The 16,701-nt window shown below is 70.5% G+C and carries 14 protein-coding genes; 4 read left to right on the top strand and 10 right to left on the bottom strand.

Going from position 1 to position 16,701, the window contains the following annotated elements; translation table 11 throughout:
• Window positions 1-86 precede the first annotated feature (86 nt).
• The 3 genes from A4R44_RS11625 to A4R44_RS11635 form a co-directional block, all read right to left on the bottom strand.
• Window positions 87-2,846, bottom strand: coding sequence for a S8 family serine peptidase (locus A4R44_RS11625; RefSeq protein WP_067580123.1), 2,760 nt, complete (start codon window positions 2,844-2,846; stop codon window positions 87-89).
• Between the two features lie 317 nt (window positions 2,847-3,163).
• A complete protein-coding gene (locus A4R44_RS11630; RefSeq protein WP_232791575.1) occupies window positions 3,164-3,664 on the bottom strand; it encodes a GNAT family N-acetyltransferase in 501 nt (166 codons plus the stop codon).
• Between the two features lie 17 nt (window positions 3,665-3,681).
• A complete protein-coding gene (locus A4R44_RS11635; protein ID WP_067579132.1) occupies window positions 3,682-5,244 on the bottom strand; it encodes a deoxyguanosinetriphosphate triphosphohydrolase family protein in 1,563 nt (520 codons plus the stop codon).
• Window positions 5,245-5,282: 38 nt separating this feature from the next.
• Between A4R44_RS11635 and A4R44_RS11640 the strand changes: the two genes are divergently transcribed.
• Both A4R44_RS11640 and A4R44_RS11645 read left to right on the top strand, forming a co-directional pair.
• Window positions 5,283-6,389: a lycopene cyclase family protein gene (locus A4R44_RS11640; RefSeq protein ID WP_067579134.1), complete on the top strand. Its 1,107-nt coding sequence runs from the start codon at window positions 5,283-5,285 to the stop codon at window positions 6,387-6,389.
• Between the two features lie 144 nt (window positions 6,390-6,533).
• Entirely contained in the window at window positions 6,534-8,213 is a 1,680-nt protein-coding gene (locus A4R44_RS11645) for a GGDEF domain-containing protein (protein WP_067579137.1), read from the top strand.
• On the opposite strand, the gene A4R44_RS11650 is transcribed toward A4R44_RS11645, so the two are convergent.
• Both A4R44_RS11650 and A4R44_RS11655 read right to left on the bottom strand, forming a co-directional pair.
• Window positions 8,197-8,841 carry a response regulator transcription factor gene (locus tag A4R44_RS11650; protein ID WP_067580127.1) on the bottom strand — a complete coding sequence of 215 codons (645 nt, stop codon included), beginning with the start codon at window positions 8,839-8,841 and terminating at the stop codon, window positions 8,197-8,199. The genes A4R44_RS11645 and A4R44_RS11650 overlap by 17 nt on opposite strands.
• Window positions 8,838-10,037 carry a sensor histidine kinase gene (locus A4R44_RS11655; RefSeq protein ID WP_067579138.1) on the bottom strand — a complete coding sequence of 400 codons (1,200 nt, stop codon included), beginning with the start codon at window positions 10,035-10,037 and terminating at the stop codon, window positions 8,838-8,840. The genes A4R44_RS11650 and A4R44_RS11655 overlap by 4 nt, the downstream gene beginning before the upstream one ends.
• A gap of 83 nt (window positions 10,038-10,120) precedes the next feature.
• Between A4R44_RS11655 and A4R44_RS11660 the strand changes: the two genes are divergently transcribed.
• On the top strand, window positions 10,121-10,846 hold the full coding sequence (locus tag A4R44_RS11660; protein WP_067579140.1) for a class I SAM-dependent methyltransferase: 726 nt from the start codon (window positions 10,121-10,123) through the stop codon (window positions 10,844-10,846).
• 53 nt (window positions 10,847-10,899) lie between these two features.
• On the opposite strand, the gene A4R44_RS11665 is transcribed toward A4R44_RS11660, so the two are convergent.
• Window positions 10,900-11,448 (bottom strand): snapalysin family zinc-dependent metalloprotease, encoded by a 549-nt coding sequence (locus A4R44_RS11665; RefSeq protein ID WP_067579143.1) that lies wholly within the window; start codon window positions 11,446-11,448, stop codon window positions 10,900-10,902.
• Window positions 11,449-11,620: 172 nt separating this feature from the next.
• Between A4R44_RS11665 and A4R44_RS11670 the strand changes: the two genes are divergently transcribed.
• Window positions 11,621-13,537 carry an AarF/ABC1/UbiB kinase family protein gene (locus tag A4R44_RS11670; RefSeq protein ID WP_067580129.1) on the top strand — a complete coding sequence of 639 codons (1,917 nt, stop codon included), beginning with the start codon at window positions 11,621-11,623 and terminating at the stop codon, window positions 13,535-13,537.
• 337 nt (window positions 13,538-13,874) lie between these two features.
• Here the strand turns inward: A4R44_RS11670 and A4R44_RS11675 are convergent, their stop codons facing one another.
• From A4R44_RS11675 to A4R44_RS11690, 4 genes are all read right to left on the bottom strand, one after another.
• A complete protein-coding gene (locus tag A4R44_RS11675; RefSeq protein ID WP_067579145.1) occupies window positions 13,875-14,297 on the bottom strand; it encodes a hypothetical protein in 423 nt (140 codons plus the stop codon).
• Between the two features lie 127 nt (window positions 14,298-14,424).
• A complete protein-coding gene (locus A4R44_RS11680) occupies window positions 14,425-14,823 on the bottom strand; it encodes a metal-sulfur cluster assembly factor (protein ID WP_067579147.1) in 399 nt (132 codons plus the stop codon).
• Window positions 14,824-14,905: 82 nt separating this feature from the next.
• Window positions 14,906-15,355 (bottom strand): Fe-S cluster assembly sulfur transfer protein SufU, encoded by a 450-nt coding sequence (gene sufU, locus A4R44_RS11685; protein ID WP_067579149.1) that lies wholly within the window; start codon window positions 15,353-15,355, stop codon window positions 14,906-14,908.
• Window positions 15,352-16,653 (bottom strand): cysteine desulfurase, encoded by a 1,302-nt coding sequence (locus A4R44_RS11690; RefSeq protein WP_067579151.1) that lies wholly within the window; start codon window positions 16,651-16,653, stop codon window positions 15,352-15,354. Before A4R44_RS11690 ends, sufU begins: the two co-directional genes overlap by 4 nt.
• Window positions 16,654-16,701: the final 48 nt, after the last annotated feature.

Consider the following 16,701-nt stretch of genomic DNA (forward strand, 5'->3'; position numbering starts at 1 on the left):
CGTTCGGACGGGAGTTCCCCCGCCGGTGGCCTGCCCTGCCGGAAGCGACGCGGGGCCGCCGCGCAGTGCGGCGGCCCCGCATCGTTTCAGGCCAGCTGAGGCCGCACCGGCCCCGTGGTCACCGTCTTGTGCGCGTCCGCCGGACGCCCGGCCGGCACGTACCCGTTGACGTGCAGCGAAACGCTGCGGAGGGAACCGGTGTCGCCGCCCGCGGTGTCGACGACCTTGAACGTCCACGTGCCGTCCGCCGAAGCGCCCGGCTGACCCTGCGGCGCGACCGGCCGGTAGGCGCCGGTGTACGGCGCGTCCGCGGACCCGGCCGTGCTGAACAGCTTGGTCACGGAATCGTCGAACACCACCTGGCAGAGGTTGTTGCCGCTGCCGCCGCTCTTCTGGAACAGCGTCGCTGTCGCGCCGGACGGCGAGGTCAGCGTGCCGACCAGATCGTTGACGTAGGTGTGGTCGATGCCGACCGTGGTCGCCTTCTCCGCCGTGGTGCAGGTGGTGCCGTCGATCGAAAGCGACACCTTCGACGCGGGACCGACGCCGCTCACCACGAGCGGAACCGACGCGCCGAGCGGCGAGTTGTCCGGGATCGCGACCGCCGGACCGGCGTAGGCGAACGCCTGCGAAACCGGCGACGGCGTGCCGACCGGCAGCGAGAACGTGCTGCTGCGCGGCGAGTACGAGCCCGCGAAACTCACCTTCGCGTTGAGCACCACCGGCGAGCCGAGCTGCTGGCTGGCCGGGATCGTGACGGTGAAGTCGTTGATTCCGGTCTGTCCCGGGCTGATCGTGCCGTACGACTTCGCCCGCGGCTCGATCGTGACGCCCTGGGTCGGCGAAGTGAGCACGACGCTCGTGGACACCGCCGTGCCGTCGCCGGTGTTCTTCACCGGCAGCGTGACCGTCGCGGTGTCACCGGGGTTGAGCGTGCTGCCGCCGTTGGGGCCGCGGACCGTCGGCTGTCCCGCCTCCGCGTACGGCTGCGGGCTCGCTCCGGTATACGCAAGCACCTTGTCCGCCAGCAACACTCCGGCACCGGTGAGGTTGTCCGTGCCGGGTGCTTCGATGTCCACCGCGGTCTTGAGGAACGCCTCGCGAATGTCCGAAGAGGACAGTCCGGGGTTGCCGGACAGCACCAGGCTCGCGATCGCGGCCGCGTGCGGCGCGGCCGCCGAGGTGCCGAAGAACGGGTCGAACCCGCTGACCGACGTGTGCACGCCGTCCGCCGCGGTGATTTCCGGCTTCTGTCGGACCTCTCCGCCGGTCGACGACACATCGCCCGGCGTGATCGGCGTTCCGTCGGCTTCGTAGAACACGCGCCGCGGACCGTCCGAACTGAACCGTTCCGCCTTGCTGGCCGCGGAATACGCCGCCGGATACGGTCCGGCCGGGTTCGCCGGGTCGCCCGGTTCGAGCGGCCGTCCGAACGCCGCCTCGGCCGGCGCCGCGGCGACCGCGAACGCCTTGCGCGCCGCGGCGTGGCCCACGACCGCGCCAGGCGTGGAGTACGCCTTGAGCCCGTCCGCGGAATCGCGGAACCGGCTGCCGAACGCGGTCAGCGAGAGATACCGCCCGGCCCCGGAGAACTTCACCACGGCGAGCCGCAGCCCGGTGCCGCCGAACAGCGGGGTGGCCAGCTGCTCGTACGGGTCCTGGGTGCCGTTCTGGACGTCCTGGCTGAAGCTCACGACGTTGCCGCGCGCGTCGAGGAGGTAGAGGTCGTAGTCGTCCGCGGCCGCGCCGATCGGGTCGGACCAGTGCAGCGTCACCGGGATGCTGGCCGACGACGCGTCCGAGATCGGCTCGAACACCTGCGTTCCGGCTGCGCCCGCGAAGTTGTGCGCGGTGCCGGCGAACTTGCCGATCGAGATTCCCGAATCGACGAAGTCGCCCTCCCAGTGCGCCGCGGTGCCGTCGGCGACATTGCCTTCATTGCCCGCAGAGGAGAAATAGAGCGCGCCGTCGGCCGTCACATCGTTCACCGCTTGCGCGATGATCCAGTCCTGGAACGGGGATTCCTTGAAGTAAATGACGTCGTCGACGATGACGTCGCAATGTGCTTCGAAACGGAGCTTGCGGATGTTGTCGGCGAAACTCGCGTCGGAGGTGAACGCTGTCGCAAACCCGAGCTTGGCGTTCGGCGCGAGGTCGTGGATGATCTCCAGCATCGCGGTGCCCTCGTCGCCGCTGCCGGCTTGTCCAGTCAGGACATCGACCGCCGGAAGCTCGCCCTTGGTGCGGGAAACTTCCAGGGAGTCAACCCCATCGGACAGTGCGCACGCCTTCACGCCGGTGCCGGTCACGCCGAACTGCTGACGCGCCGTGTCCGCGTTGTGCGCCCGGTCGCCCGCGCTGACCACCTGCGTTTTGGTCCCGATCGCTTCCTTGAGCTGCCGATCAATGCGATCAGCCTTTTGCTGCTTGGTTTCCGAGCCGTCTTTGTTTTCCTGCTGCCGCGCTGTCATCGCCTGATCCGCGGTTTCGACGTGCTTCACGTCGCCGCGTTTCGCGATCTCCGGCAACGCGGCCAACGGCACTTCGGCCCGGATGCTCGCCGCCGTGCTCGACACCGCACGCACCTCGGCCCCGGCCTTGCCCAGGTCGTTGACGAGCCCGTCGCTGACCTTCGTGACCCGGATGTCGACCAGCGCCTTGTCCGCGGTCTTGGCGATTCCCGGCAATGCGGCCGCGCTCAGGGTCCGCGTGCGCATCTTCTCCTGGACGAGCAACTTGCTGTCTATTTTGGACTCAGCCGCGGTCTGTCCTGCTTTCACCGCTTGCAATGCGGCGATCTGACTGTTCGCCGTGGAATCCACAGCAGACTCCTGCGCGGTTGCCATGGGCGGTGTCGCCAGCCCGGCGGCAAGCACCGCCGCGGCGACCACGCCCGTCCGTCTTCTCGCGGTTCTTGTCGAGGCTCCAGGTGAACGGGTACGACGCACGTGCGCCTCCGATCTCACACCGCGTGCCCCGACTCACGCTGGCCAACGCCGGTGATCACCGGCTGAATCCAGCTAAGTACCACTTCTGTCCGGGAAAAACGGCCGTTGGAGTGACGTTGGTCAGGCAATATCCGTTGCCAGCCGGACGTCGTAGGCCGTTCGGCGGAGCTTCTGCCGCCTCGGTTGTCCCGATTGGTCGTTCGTGAGGGTTCCCCTCACGACCCGTGGCTGCATCGCGTTGCGCCGCGCAACCCGACCCGCCCCTCGACCGGTTGCCGGAAAGCCCCGGGCGCGACCCCCAGCGTCACGAACCCCACACTCTCGTACAGCCGGATCGCGTGGACATTGGTCTCGACCACCGCGTTGAACTGGACAGCCGCGAAACCCGTCCGCCGGGCCCAAGCGATCAGGTCCGCCACCAGTGCCCGCCCGACCCCGGAACCGCGTGCGTCCCGGGACACCATCAGGCTTCCCGAAGCGACATGGCTGCCCGGACCCGGCCGGTTGGCGTACATGTTCGCAGTGCCCGGCACCCGGTCGCCGTCGACCGCGACGACCACCCGCGCCGGGGCGGGAACCAGCCACTGCCGACAGGCCTCGGATTCGCTCATGGCCGGGCCGCAGGGGAACGTCCGCTGCTCGGTCACCACATCCCGGACGATCGGCCAGATCCCCGGCCAATCACCGGTACCGGCTTCCCGGATCGTCAACGGCACCCGTCCCCGCAACCTATTTACAGCACAAAGGAATCCGACCAAGGCTGGCTCGACCGGCCCGACAAAGCGTCCAGCAAGGTCACCGCCTGCTTGTCCGTCAGCGAAGCCACGAAATCCACGACCGCGCGCCCCCGGGCAAGTCCGCGCACCTCGTCCGCGCCTTCGATTCGCTCCCCCGTCGCGCCCACGAGCAGCTCCGGCGCGATCCGGGCGAGGTCCGAGTACTCGCCGTGCGCCAGTTCCATCAGGTCGTGCAGCCGGCGCGGCAAGCGGGAAGCCTCGTCGCGGTCCAGGAGCCACGCGTCCAGCGCGTCGACCAGCGTCGTGACCAGGCTGGCCTGGCCGCGCTGGTGCAGGGCGAGATCGGGGCGCAGCAACACGAACCGCCGGTGGACGAACTTCAGGACCTGCACCTCGTGCCACTGCGCGGGCCGCAGCGACACGTGGCCGGACCGCGTCGGAGGCGACGACAGGACGAAAACCCCGTCCACCAGCCGCGCCATCCAGTTCGCCGAAAACGCGGCCGTCGCTTGTTCGGCTTCGGTCGAGCCGTCGAAGCCGTCCGCGAGCAGGCCGTCGACCAGTTCTCGTTGGACTCGGGCGACGGCCGCGGCGAAGGCGTCGTCGTCCACGATCCAGCTGTCCTTCAGGTGCATGCGACGGCGCATCCGCTCCAGGGAACGGCCTGGGCGGCGAATTTCCGCGGTCAGCCGGGCGTCGTCCAACGAAGCCAGCTCGACGGCGTGCGCCAGCCACTCCCCCAGTTCGGCGGCGACGGGGGCGTGTTGCAGGACGCCGATGCGGTGGAAGTCCTGGAGATCGTGAATCGCGTACGCGATGTCGTCGGCAGTGTCCATCACGGACGCTTCCACCGTCTGCTGCCAGGGCTCGATCCGTCCGGCGAACGGGGCCCGCGACTGCTCGAAGTCGTCCAGTTCCGTGACATACGCGGAAAATTTGCTCGCGCCAGTGCCGGGAGCGTCGTCCGGCTCAGCCGCGCCGCGGGGCGGCAGCGGCATCGCGGTCGGATGCGGCTGCGGATAGTGCAGCCGCGCCCACGGGTACTTCAGGACCGCGGCGCGGACCGCGGTCGTCAGGTCCAGGCCGATGGCGGACGGGCCGCGCACGTCCGTCGTCGTGAGGATGCGGAACGACTGCGCGTTGCCCTCGAAACCGTCGGCCAGGCCGAACCGGTGCCGCGCGATCCGGTCCAGGATCTGCTCGCCGAGATGCCCGAACGGCGGGTGCCCGAGGTCGTGCGCCAGCGCGGCGGCCTCGCACGCGTCCGGGTCGCAGCCGCCGAGTTTCGCCGCGAGTTCGGCGGACTCGCTCGATCCGGTGATCCGCTCCGCGATCCCGCGCGCGACCTGCGCGACCTTCAGGCTGTGCGTCAGCCGGTTGTGCAGCAGCCCGGCGCCGCCGGCGCTGACCACCTGGGTGACCCCGCCGAGCCGCGCGAAGAACGGCGACGCGGTGATCCGGTCGCGGTCGACGCGGAACGGGCTGGTCGCCAGATCGGTGAACCCGCCTGCCCCGTTCTCCGGGTCCCGGCGCGCTGCCCTCGGATCGGTCTCGTCCATGCGTCCCACCGTATCCGGCCGTCCGGCAGGATTGCGGGATGACCGACGTGCTGGTGGCGGGCGGCGGCCCGGCCGGACGGGCGCTGGCGGCCGCGTGCGCCCGGCGGGGGCTGGAAACGGCCGTGCTCGACCCCGATCCGCACCGGAAGTGGCCGAATACTTACGGACTGTGGGCAGACGAAGTGCCTGAGCTGCCGGGCAAAGCGATCGCCGCGGCTCCGGCGGCGACGCTGGCGTTCGGGACCCGCGAGCACCGCGTCGGCCGGGCGTACCGGGTGCTCGACAACGGCGGGCTGCGCGAGTGGCTCACCGAACCGAAAGTCCAGGTCGTCACGGGCAAGGTGACCGGCGCCGAACACGGTCCGCACGGTTCGACGGTCCTGCTCGCCGACGGTCGGCGCCTCGCGGCCGCCGTGTTCGTCGATGCCTCAGGAGCGCCCAAGCTCCGCGGCCCGCGCGCCGAGCAGACCGCCTACGGGCTCGTGCTGCCCGCGGACCAGGCCGAACGGCTGGCCCCGCCCGGCACTGCTGTCTTCATGGACTGGCGCGACGGCACCGGCAGCTTCCGCTATCTGCTGCCCCTCGGCGACGGCTCCGTGCTGGTCGAAGAGACATCGCTGGCGCGCAGACCCGGGCTCCCGGTGTCCGAGCTGGGCCAGCGGCTGCACGCGCGGCTCAACGCGGCGGGAATCCGTCCGGCGGGCCGGGTCGAACAGGTGCGGATCGTGCTCGACGTCCCGCTGCCGAAGCGCGGACAGGCGGTGCCGTTCGGGGTCGCGGGCGCGCTCGTCCACCCGGCGACCGGCTACAGCCTCGCGACCGCACTGCAGCTCGCGCCTCGCGTCGCGGAGGCTCTCGCGGACGCGTTCGACGCAGGTCCGGCGGCCGCGGCCGGCGCCGCCCGGAAGGCATTGTGGCCGCCCGAAGCCCGTGCTGTGCATGCCTTGCGCCGCCACGGACTCCGTGCATTGTGCGGAATGTCACCTGGCCAGTCGGCGCAATTCTTCGACCTGTTCTTCAGCCTCCCGATCCCGGCGCAGCGCGCGTTCACCTCGGGCCGCGCCGACCTGCCCGGCACCGCCGCGACCATGGCGAACTTGTTCCGCGCGGCCCCGCCCCGCCTCCGGCGGCGGCTGCTCGGCTGACCACGTGCGGTGAATTTTCCCGCTTCCGATCGGAGGAAGGGAAAACCATTTTGTTACTCCGTTCCGGTGGCCGAAGTGCCGCGCTGGTGAACATCAGCTGACAACGGTTTCGCCGCCCCCTTCGGCGGTGCGAGTATCGCGTCCGTGACGACGCTGCGTGCGGTCCGATTCGCCTTCCAGCCGATGTACAGCTTGCACACCGGCGGGGTCGTCGCGTACGAAGCGCTGGCCCGGCCGGGCCGGGGCACGGCGCACGAACTGCTCGCCGAGGCCCGCCGCGCGGGCAGGCTCACCGAGGTCGACCTCGGGCTGGCCGCCGCCGCGGTGCGCCAGGAAGCGGAGCGGCCCAGCGCGCTTCCGCTGCACCTCAATGTCTCCGCGCGCACGCTCGCGGCGCCGCTGGAGGCGTTCGACGAGCTGGTCGCCGAACTAGGCGCGGCCGCACGGCGCACCCGCGACGTGGTGCTCGAAGTCGGACCGCCGTTCACGCACCTGCCTACCGGCCGCCTGCTCGACGGCATGCGCGCGCTCACCGAACAGGGCTTCCGGCTCGCACTCGACGGGCTCGGCCGCGGCGACCTGCCGCTGGCGCTGCTCGCGCAGTCGCCGGTGGACCTGGTGAAACTCGACCGCAGCGTGCTGCGCGGACTTCCCGGCGACCCGGCGTCGACGGCGGTGGTCGAGGCGCTGCTGCACTACACGACGCGCACGAACATCCGGCTGGTCGCGACCGGGATCGAAACCGAGTCGCAGCTCGACGCGGCGCAGCGCCTCGGCGTCCGGATCGCGCAGGGCAACCTGCTCGCGCCGCCCGCCGCACACCGGTCCGCGCCCGCCTCCGGCGCAGTCCTCCCGGAGGACCGGCGCACGCCCGCGCCGCCGCAGGCCCCGCGCGTCGGCGATTTCCTCCGCCCGGCCACGACCCTGCCGGTCGACGCCACCTGCGACGACGTCCGCGAGGTGCTCGCCGCCGCGGACGCGCCGAGCGGCGTGGTCGGCGTCGACGCGGACAACCGTCCACAATGGTCAGTCGACCGGACGCGATTCCTCGTCACCATCACCGGTCCGTACGGACACGCCTTGCACGCGAAGCGCTCCGCCGCACGGCTGGCGGACAAACCGCACCTGATCGAGGCGGGCGCGAGCGCGCTGGAATTCCTCGAACTGGTCACCGACGCCGACTGGGGCCGCACCGGCGACGACGTCGTGGTGGTCGACGCGTCGGGGCACTGTCTCGGCGTGGTGCTGGTGACCGAGGTCGTGCGCGGGGTCGTCGAGGCGAAGGTCGAGGAGGCGGTCACGCTCAGCCCGCTCACCCGCCTGCCGGGCAGTGAAGCGGCGGCCCGCGACGTCGAACGCCGGATCGCGAGCGGCGAGCAGTTCGTAGCGGCGTGGCTGGACGTCGACGCGTTCAAGTCGGTCAACGACAACGCCGGTTTCGCCGCCGGCGACGACCTGATCCGCGCCTTGGGCGAAACCCTCGCCGACCTCTCCCGGCGGCTGCCGCGGATGCGGGTGAGCCACGTGGGCGGCGACGACTTCCTGATCGTGTGCGACGTGGACGAGATCGGCACGGTCGCCGCGGCTTTGCTGGACACGCGCTGGTCCGCCGAGGGCATGCCGGTCACGGTTTCCCTGGCGACGCTCGTGTGCGGCAGCGGCACGATTCCGTCCTACCGGGACGCTTCCCGGCTGCTCGCGCCGCTCAAGAAACGCGCCAAAGCCGTTCCCGGTTCGAGCTGGGTGCTCAGCCGCCCCGGCAGCGACCGCGTCGAAGTCCTGCGCGGCATCGGCCGGGACGTCGCCGTCAGCCGGTCGGCCTGACGAACCCCGACTCGTAAGCCCGGATCACCGCCTGCGTCCGGTCCCGCGCGCCCAGCTTCGACAGCACGTTCCCGACGTGCGTTTTCACCGTTTGCAGCCCCAAAAACAGCTCCGCCGCGATCTCCCCGTTGGACAGTCCCGCCGCCATCAGCCGCAGCACGTCGCGTTCTCGTTCGGTCAGGAAGTCCAGCGCGACGGCGGCGCCCGGCGCGCGGCGAGCCGCCATGCCCCGGATCGCGGCCGGGAACAGCAGCGAATCCCCCGCCAGCACCGTGCGGATCCCGGCGACGATCTCCTCCGGGCGCGCGCGTTTCAGCAGGAATCCGCTCGCCCCGGCGAGCAGCGCGTCGTACACGTAATCGTCGTTTTCGAAAGTGGTCACCACGATCACCTTCGGCGGATCCTCCACAGTGGACAGAAGATGCTCCGTCGCGCGGATCCCGTCCACCGCGGGCATCCGCACGTCCATCAGCACGACGTCCGGCCGCAGCTGCCCGACGAGACCCGGCACCTCCGCGCCGTCGGACGCCTCGCCGACCACGGTCAGGTCCGGTTCGCTGTCGACGATCGCGCGCAGCCCGGCCCGGATCAGCCGTTCGTCGTCCACCAGCAGAACTCGCACGCTCACCGGTTCCCCCACGGCACCGTCACCACGACCTCCCAGCTTTCGCCCACCGGTCCCGCGGACAGCTTGCCACCCACCAGTTCCGCCCGCTCCGCCATGCCCCGCAGACCGCGTCCGCCGCGGCCGCGCGACGGCCGGGCCGAGCCGAGCGGATTCGCGACCGCCGCCCGCAGCTGCCCGTCCGCGACCGCCAGCGCGACGGTGACCGGCACCTTGCCCGCGTACCGCACCGCGTTGGTGAGGCATTCCTGCAAGATCCGGTACACCTCGCGGGAAACCACCGCTGGCACCTTCTCGACATCGCCTTGCACTTCGACGCGGCACTCCGTCCCCGACTGCTGCGTCACGGTGATCAGCGCGGGCAGGTCGGCGAGACCCGCGTGCGGCGTCCGGTCGCGTGCTTCGTCGCGGAGCAGGCCGAGCACGTGGTCGAGATCGTCGAGCGCGGTGCGGGCCGATTCCTCGATCGCGGTAAGCGCTTCCTCGGTGAAACCCGGGTCGGTGTGCAACGTCCGCCGCGCCGCACCGGCTTGCAGCGTGACCACCGAAAGCGCGTGGCCGACCGAATCGTGGAGTTCGCGGGCGAGCCGGGTGCGTTCGGCGAGCTGGCCGGTACGGCGTTCGAGCTGCGCGATGCGTTCGGCGGCGGACCAGCCGAGCAACCGGGCGGCCGCGCGGCGCAGCACTGCGCCGAGGGCCCACACGAAGTAGATCAGCACGACGAAAGCCGCCACGAACGCCGCGGGCAGCCACGCCGAAGCCCAGCCGCGCGGAACCGTCAGCTGGAAATCCGGAGTGTCGACAAGCCGGCCGGTGAAGACCGCGTTGATCGCGAACCCGAATCCGGCGGGCAAGGCGAGCGTCGCGAGCCCGGTGACCAGACCGGCCATGACGTGCAGCACGAACATCGCCGCGCACCGCAGCCCTCCGCGTCCCGGCGCGGGCTGGGCGAGCAGTTCCCGCACCGCCGCCGCCTCCAGCACCCGCACCGCGGGCAGGAACGCGGTCGCGGCCAGCACGACGAGCATCACGACGAATCCGGCCAGGCTCGCCCAGCCCATCGTCGTGGCGAACGGCACCAGCGAGGGCATCGCGACCACGGCGAGCAGCAGGTACGGCACGCTGAGCGCGGCACCGAGGATCAAGTACACCCACCGGCGATAGGTGACCCCGCTGACCAGCGGACGGAAGAAACGCACCCGCCAATCCTGACAGGCCGCCCCGGCGGGCGCCTCCCTCCGGAGCGGGACCCTGGCGCTGGCTTTCTGGCACCGTGGAGCGCATGCCTCCTGAAGAGAGCACCGTCGTCAACGACTACGACCGGCTGGCCGACACCTACACCGTCAGGTCGGACACCGAGATCCAGAACGCCTACTACGAGCGGCCCGCCGTGCTGGCGCTGGCCGGGGACGTGGCCGGGCGGCGAATTCTCGACGCGGGCTGCGGCGCCGGGCCGCTGACCGTGTCGCTGCGCGAACGCGGTGCCGAGGTGTCCGGATTCGACCTCAGCAGCAGCATGCTCGAAATCGCCCGCCGACGGCTGGGACCGGACGTGGACCTGCGCGTCGCCGATGTCGCCGAGCCGCTTCCCTACGCCGACAACGCGTTCGACGATGTCGTCGCCTCGCTCGTCCTGCACTACCTCGAAGACTGGGGCCCGGCGCTCGGCGAGTTCCACCGCGTCCTCAAGCCCGGCGGACGGCTGATCGTGGTGGTCGACCACCCGTTCGCGATTCACCTGTCGCAGCGCCAAGCCGGGCACCAGACCGACTATCCGGCCACTTACCAGTGGACCGAAGACTGGGAAGCCGGCGGCCGCGCCCTGCCGATGAGCTTCTGGAACCGGCCGCTGCACGCGATGACCGACGCGTTCACCGCGGCCGGATTCCGGATCTCGGCGATCAGCGAACCGAAACCGGTGCCGGAGGCGGAAAAGCTGTTCCCGGAGGACTACCGGATGCTGTGCGTCAGCCCGAGCTTCCTGTTCTTCGTGCTGCACGCCGGGTAGGGGGTCGTGTGAGTGCTGGCACCGGTCAGAACCGGCGCCAGCACTCACGACCCTCAGTAGACCGTCGTGGTGACCCGCGTGCCGTCGCCCTCGGCACGGAACCCGTTGGCCCACAACTGCTGCACCTTCGCCGACTCCTGCGAGTCCGGCTTGGCGTTCGTGCACGACGTGCCCGGACCGTGCCCCGACATCAGCTCAGTGCACGGCCCCTCGTAGTGGTCCGGCAGCCCGAGATTGTGGCCGAGTTCGTGCGCGGCGATGCGGGTCGGGTCGTAGCCCTCGGCGACCTGGCTCGTGTCCAGGTAGACGTCGCCGTTGCCGTGCCCGTCGGTCTGCGTGTACGAGCCGCCGCTGTGCACCTCGTGGAGCACGACTGTCGCCTTGCCCTCGTCCTTGACCAGCCGCACGTCGCTGACCGCGGCGTTCCAGTTCGCCGCGCCCTGGTCGATCTGCGCGACGTAGTCCGGCGCGCCGGTCGAGCTGTAGTAGACGGTGGTCGCCGCGGCGGCGGACGCGGCGGGTGCGGTCGCCAGGCCGAAGCCCAGCGGAGCAGCGGTCGCCACGGCCAGTGCGGCGATCCGCCGGAACCCTCGTGCGTGCATCGTGTCCTCCGTACGTCATCGAGAAAGCAAGCAACCCTTTATCCGCTCGATGACGTTAGAAGTTCACCACGGGACCGACTACGTCCGAAAGTAGGACGCTCCCCCGCGAGAGGGAGGCCCGTCCCGCCCCGGCTGGATCCGCGGGCACCGCCGGGCTGGTGTGCTCGTCGGCATGCAAACGCTGCTGCTCGGCCTGCTGGCCTACTTCCTCGTGCTGTGGCCGCTGGTCGCCGCGGCCCGCAAGGTGCTCGGGGTGCGNGGTCTCGCGCGGGCGCTCGGCGCGGCGCTCACCGGCTGGCTCGTCGCGGGGACCGTCATCCGGCTGTTCCCGATCGCCGTGCTGACCAACGCCGGGGTCGCGATCGGGCTGCTGATCCCGCTGGCCGGCAGCGCGCTCGCGGTGACCCTGCTGGTCCTTTTCGTCGCCGAACTCGCGATTCCGTCCGGCGGACCGGGCCTGTTCGCCCGGATGCGTTCGCTGCGGTCCCGCGCCGCCCGCGCCCGCCGTTACTCGCGGATCATGCGCATCGCGATCCGCCACGGCCTCGGCTCGTTCCTCACCGGCCGGCGCACCGCGGGCCCCGACGGCTCGGCGAAACTCGCGCGATCGCTGCGGCTGGCGCTCGAAGAAGCGGGCGTGACGTTCGTGAAACTCGGCCAACTGCTCTCGACGCGCGCCGATCTTCTGCCGCCGGTCTACATCCGCGAACTCAGCAAGCTGCACGATCAGGTCCCGCCCGCGCCCGAAGACGAGGTGCGCGCGTTGCTGCGGGAGGAAATCGACCTCACCGCCTTCGCTCACATCGACGACGAACCCTTTGCCGCGGCGTCGATCGCGCAGGTTTACCGAGCCCGGCTGCGGTCCGGCGCCGAGGTCGTCGTGAAGGTGCAGCGGCCCGGGATCCGCGAGCAGGTGGAACGCGACATCGACATCGTCCGCCGCCTCGCCGCCGTGCTGTACGAACGCGCCGGCTGGGCACGTTCGCTCGGCGTACGGGAACTGGCCGACGGCTTCGCCGAATCCCTTGAGGACGAACTCGATTTCCGCACCGAAGCCGCGAACATCGAAGCGATCGTGGCGCATCCGGTCCCCGGCGTCACGCTTCCGACTGTCCACAAAGCACTGTCCACGGAGCGCGTCCTGGTGATGCGAAGGCTGGACGGCACACCGCTCTCCGCCGGTTCCGGGTGCTCCCGCGAGGACCTCGCCCGCACCTTCCTGCGCGGCCTGCTCGACCAGGTGCTGCTGGGCGGCGTTTTCCACGCGGACCCGCACCCTGGCAACGTTTTGCTGCTCGAAGACGGCACCCTCGGCCTGCTCGATTTCGGCTCCGTCGGCCGCCTCGACACCGGCCTGCGCGCCGGTCTGCAAGCCCTGCTGCCCGCCATCGACCGCGGCGACCCCGCCGGCGTCCGCGACGGCTTGCTGGAAATCGTCAACCGTCCCGACGATCTCGACGAACAACGCCTGGAACGCACCCTCGGCGCCCTGCTGGCCCGGCACTTCGGTCCCGGCCGGACACCAGGTCTCGACCTGTTCACCGGCCTGTTCCGCGTCGTCGCCGACTTCCGCCTCGCCGTCCCGCCGCCGATCGCCGCGGTGTTCCGCGCGCTGGCGACCATGGAAGGCACCCTCGCGACACTGGCCCCGGACTTCGACCTGGTCGCCGAATCCCGCGCGTTCGCCACCGAACGCATCGGCCTGCGCCCGGAAACCTTGCGCCGCACCGTCACCGACGAATTCACCGCCTTGCTGCCGGTGCTGCGCCGCCTCCCCCGCCGGGTGGACCGGATCGGCGCGGCGTTGGAAAACGGCAGGCTGTCGGTGAACCTGCGGTTGTTCTCCGACGAACGCGACCGCGACCTGGTGACCGGCCTGGTGCACGAGGTGCTGCTCGCGCTGGTCGGCATCGCGACCGGGCTCATGGCCGTGCTGCTGCTGGGCAGCTCCAGCGGCCCGCGACTGGTGCCCGGGCTGACGCTGAACCACGTGTTCGGCTACAACCTGCTGATGATCAGCGCACTGGCGGGACTGCGGCTGCTTTTCGTCGTCTTCCGGCGCTCCGGACGACGGCCCCGAACCCGATGACCCGCCCCTGCGGCCAGGCAGGGTAGGTGAGGGGGACCCTGAGAGGGTGTTTCGAAACCCGCGTGGTCAGTCGCTGGATCCGTGTGTTACGCGGAAGCTTGCACACAACCGCCCAGCGAGCGGCGCGCCACGCCGAAATCACAGTCAACGCCCGACCACGCCACCGGGTTTCGAAACACCCTCTGAGGGAATCTGATTCCCTCAGGGTCCCCCTCACCTACCACCAGAAGTACCGAGGACCCGTTGCGCGGCCGGGGATCGTCCGGGCGGATCGCGCCGCTCTGTCCACAACGGACGCGTGCGACCCTCCGCAGCCGTATAGGTCGTTATACGGACTTCACCGGGTGAGAATCGAGTTGAGCGGCCGCCCGCCGTCGCCGTAGGCCGGCAGCAAGCCGGGGCTCACCGTGAACGCGATCGTCCCGGCCAGCGCCACCACCACCGTCAGCCCGCCCAGCAGCGAGCCCGTGCGGGCCAGGTCGCCGGCGGGCCGCTTTCCTCCCCCGAGCCGCCCCAGCACTACCGCCAGCACCCCGGCCAGCAGCGCCAGGAACCACAGCGCGCCGAGCACCAGGACGAACACCTCGGCCACGAGCGGGTAGACGCCGCTCACGAGGAGCCGGGGCCGGACCAGCAGCCAGGCCAGCCAGGTCAGCACCGCGAGCGCGAAGCTCACCGCGGCCACGGACACCGCTCCCACGGCCAGGGCGCGGCTGGGTCTTTCCTCGGGAGACACGGATGCGGAGTCAGGTTCGGTCATCGATCAGTAATAGCACCCAACCCCGACAGAATCCGGCGTTCCGCCCGCCTGCGGCCGAACGCACCCATCCCGGATGCGCCGAAGGCCGCCCCCGGCGAACCGGAGGCGGCCTTCGCAGCGGCAAACCTCAGACCGTGAAACCGAGCGCCCGCAACTGCTCGCGGCCGTCGTCGGTGATCTTCTCCGGACCCCACGGCGGCATCCAGACCCAGTTGATCCGGAAGTCGCTCACGAGGCCGCCGGACGTCAGCGCGGCCGACGTCTGGTCCTCGATCACGTCGGTGAGCGGGCAGGCCGCGGACGTGAGCGTCATGTCGATCGTCGCGGTGTTGTCGGTCTCGACCCGGATGTCGTAGACCAGGCCGAGGTCCACGACATTGATGCCGAGTTCCGGGTCCACGACGTCGCGCATCGCTTCCTCGACGTCCTCGATCTTGGCGATGTCGGCGGGGACGGCGGCGGACTGCTCGGGCAGGTCCGCGGCGGTGCGCCCCTCGCGCGGGTCGGTGGCCGTCTCTTCGCTCATGCCGTCGCCTCCTTAAGGAGTTTCACGCTCGCTGCCCGGGCGGCGACGGCATGAATAACCATGATTCGCTTGCAAGCTGCGCTCATGCCTTCTCAGCTCCTGTGGTGGTGCTGGACACGGCGTCCTTGAACGCCATCCAGCCGAGCAGGGCGCACTTCACGCGCGCCGGGTACTTCGCGACGCCGGCGAACGCGACGCCGTCCTCCAGTACGTCCTCGTCCGGTTCGACTTTGCCCTTGCCCTGCATCAGTTCCACGAAGGCGTCCATGGTCGTGAACGCCTCCTCAAGGGTGTGCCCGACGACCAGGTCGGTCAGCACCGACGCGGACGCCTGGCTGATCGAGCAGCCCTGCCCGTCGTAGGACACGTCCTCGACTTTGCCGTCGCTGACCTTCACCCGCAAGGTGATCTCGTCCCCGCAGGTCGGGTTGACCTGGAACGACTCCGCGTCGAACGGATCGCGCAGGCCGCGCCCGTGCGGGTTCTTGTAGTGGTCCAGGATGATCTCCTGGTACATGCTCTCCAGGTTCACTGGTCCACCCCGAAGAACTTCTGCGCCTCGCGGATCCCGGCGACCAGAGCGTCCACTTCGGACAGCGTGTTGTACAGGTAGAAGCTCGCCCGCACCGTCGCCGGCACCGAACAGGCCCGGTGCAGCGGCCACGCGCAGTGGTGCCCCACCCGCACCGCGATGCCGAGACTGTCGAGCACCTGGCCGGCGTCGTGCGGGTGCACGCCGTCGATCACGAACGCGACGGTGGCGCCGCGGTCTTCCAGGTCGGTCGGCCCGACGATGCGCACGCCCGGGATCGCGCTGATGCCCGCGATCGCGGCCGCGGCCAGCTCGTGCTCGTGCGCCGCGACGCGGTCCATCCCGACGGCGGACAGGTAGTCCACCGCCGCGCCGAGGCCGATCGCCTGCGACGTCATCGGCACCCCGGCCTCGAACCGCTGCGGCGGCGCGGCGAACGTGGTGCGCTCCATCGTGACCAGCTCGATCATCGAGCCGCCGGTGAGGAACGGCGGCATCGCTTCGAGCAGTTCGGTCCGGCCGTAGAGCACGCCGATCCCGGACGGGGCCAGCATCTTGTGCCCGGAGAACACCGCGAAGTCGACGCCGAGCGCGTGGAAGTCCACCGGGAAGTGCGGAACCGACTGGCAGGCGTCCAGCACGGTCAGCGCGCCGGCCTCTTTCGCCTTGGCCACCAGTTTGGCCACCGGGTTGACCGTGCCGAGCACATTGGACTGGTGCGCGAACGCGACCACCTTCGTGCGCGGCGTGATCAGACTGTCCATATCGGACAGATCGAGGCGGCCGTCGGGGGTGACCTTGAACCACTTCAGCGTCGCCCCGGTGCGCTGGCACAACTGCTGCCACGGCACCAGGTTCGCGTGGTGCTCCATCTCGGTGATGACGATTTCGTCGCCCTCGCCGAGCCGGAAGCGTTCCGCTTCCGGTCCGGCGGTGGCGGCGTTGCTCATCGCGTACGCCACGAGGTTGATGCCCTCGGTGGCGTTCTTGGTGAACACCAGCTCCTCCGGGTCCGTGCCGACGAACTCCGCGACCTTGGCGCGCGCGGATTCGTAGGCGTCGGTGGCCTCTTCCGACAGCTGGTGGGCACCGCGGTGCACGGCCGAGTTCGACGTGAACACGTACCGCCGTTCCGCGTCGAGCACCTGCACCGGCCGTTGCGAGGTCGCTCCGGAATCCAGGTACACCAAGGGTTTCCCGTCGCGCACAGTGCGCGTCAGGATCGGGAAGTCGGCACGCAGTGCCGCCACGTCAAGGGGAACAGAGTTGGTCGGGCTGTTCGAAGCCGTGGTGGTCATCGAGCCAACTCCTCTCTCGGTGTCGTCGGGAACGGGGCGCGGGAAGCG

Source organism: Amycolatopsis sp. M39, assembly GCF_001651785.1.
GTDB lineage: Bacteria > Actinomycetota > Actinomycetes > Mycobacteriales > Pseudonocardiaceae > Amycolatopsis > Amycolatopsis rubida.